Genomic DNA, 1,523 nt, shown 5'->3' with positions numbered 1-1,523 from the left:
GCTCAGCCCTGATCAATGCACACATACCACCCGCCACCGCTAGAGACTTCTCCGGCGGCAGAAATAGCAACGCAGGCCCGAGCATCATCTCAACGAAGCCACTGCTGTTTGGCGGATGTCCCGATCCCATCGTTAGGAGGAAGGGTTCGGTCGAATTCGCACGAACAGTCGTTTCGGGGAGCGGCTGAGCACCATTTGGACAGACCAGCACTTCGCTTGCCCCCATGCCTGCGTACACCGCAGCATCGGATTGGGTGCAGGCAATGACAACATCTGCTGTTTTGGTAAGAAGTTTTTCGACGCGCTCAAGATATCGCAATGCGCGCCCAACATATAATGGCTCTCCGCCGCGCTCCAACAGTATATCGCGCTTAATCTCAACTTCGACATTCTGCGACGAGTAAATTAGCCGATGTCCAGAGCGCCCCCTTCGTTTTAACGCCTTTATCGCCGGATAGAGGTATGGCTGTTCGAAATGTATATGGGTTGGACGAAAATCATCTACGTGGTCGACAAGCCAACTGATGCAATTGTCGTCACGCGAAGAAATAAGACCTGAGAAAATATCCTCCAGGTACGGCTGAGGATAGAACCACCCGTTCTTGCGATATTCAGCTTGAAAGGCGCGATCCAACGTGGTCCTTCTTTGGCTGGATTTGCCGGGGCATATCACCAGAAACTTCACTGGTACGCCCATCTCCTCATAAATCTTGACGATCTCCGCCGCTCGCCTTTGCCCGCCATGAACCGGCTCGTCAATCAGGTACGTTCCAAGGGCCAATACGCGCATAATCCCAGCCTACCTCGTGATTGCAGTGGCAAAGAACTGACTTGCGCTCTGCTTCCAACTGGTGCCGACGTAACTCTGCCTGATAGCCTTCTCTTTCTCGGAACGCACCACGTCATCATTCACGTATTCTTGGATTGCATCTCTCCAAGCATATACATCTAGTGGGTCAATCAGCACCGTGTGCGTGCTGATCTCGGGCAGGCTACCTCGATTCGAGGCAAGACAAACCTTGCCGTGCATCAAACTTTCGGCCACAGGCAAACCCCACCCCTCATCGAAAGACGGAAAGACTGTAAGCAGACAGTTTTCATAGCAGAGGCTCAACTCCTCATCGCTGACGGCCGATATGATCTCGATTCGATCGCATACTAAGGGGTTATTCCTGATCTGATGCATCAGATCGCCGGTCAACCAGTGCCCAGTCCCCACGAACACCAACTTGACGTCGGCATCAATTCGCCCCTCACTAACAAGGTTTTGCCATACCTGGTATAACAACCAGTGGTTCTTCCGCGGCTCTATTGAGGCCACCATCAGAACGTAACGCGTACCTTGCAGCTTGGCTGGTAGCGTCGCCGCCGCACTACCGAGCTTGTCAGCCTGGACGCTCGCGAAATCGGTTTCGCCAAGGCGAAAAACCGACAGGGCCGGACAAGGGATGTCAAACGCATCACACAGTTGCCTGTATTCCTGCGCGGTCGCTTTCGAAATGCAGAATACTCTATCCGCGAGC

2 protein-coding genes are annotated in these 1,523 nt (G+C 53.4%); both read right to left on the bottom strand.

The features are described 5' to 3' along the window. Positions 1 to 790: glycosyltransferase (locus AC1DUU_RS31700; protein WP_476787264.1), on the bottom strand; the 790-nt coding region annotated here is incomplete at its 3' end. Between the two features lie 9 nt (positions 791 to 799). Continuing rightward, positions 800 to 1,523: glycosyltransferase family 4 protein (locus AC1DUU_RS31695; RefSeq protein WP_476787263.1), on the bottom strand; the 724-nt coding region annotated here is incomplete at its 5' end.

Source organism: Aminobacter sp. P4_H6_2 (genome assembly GCF_056400805.1).
This window is presented reverse-complemented; position numbering and strand designations above follow the sequence as displayed.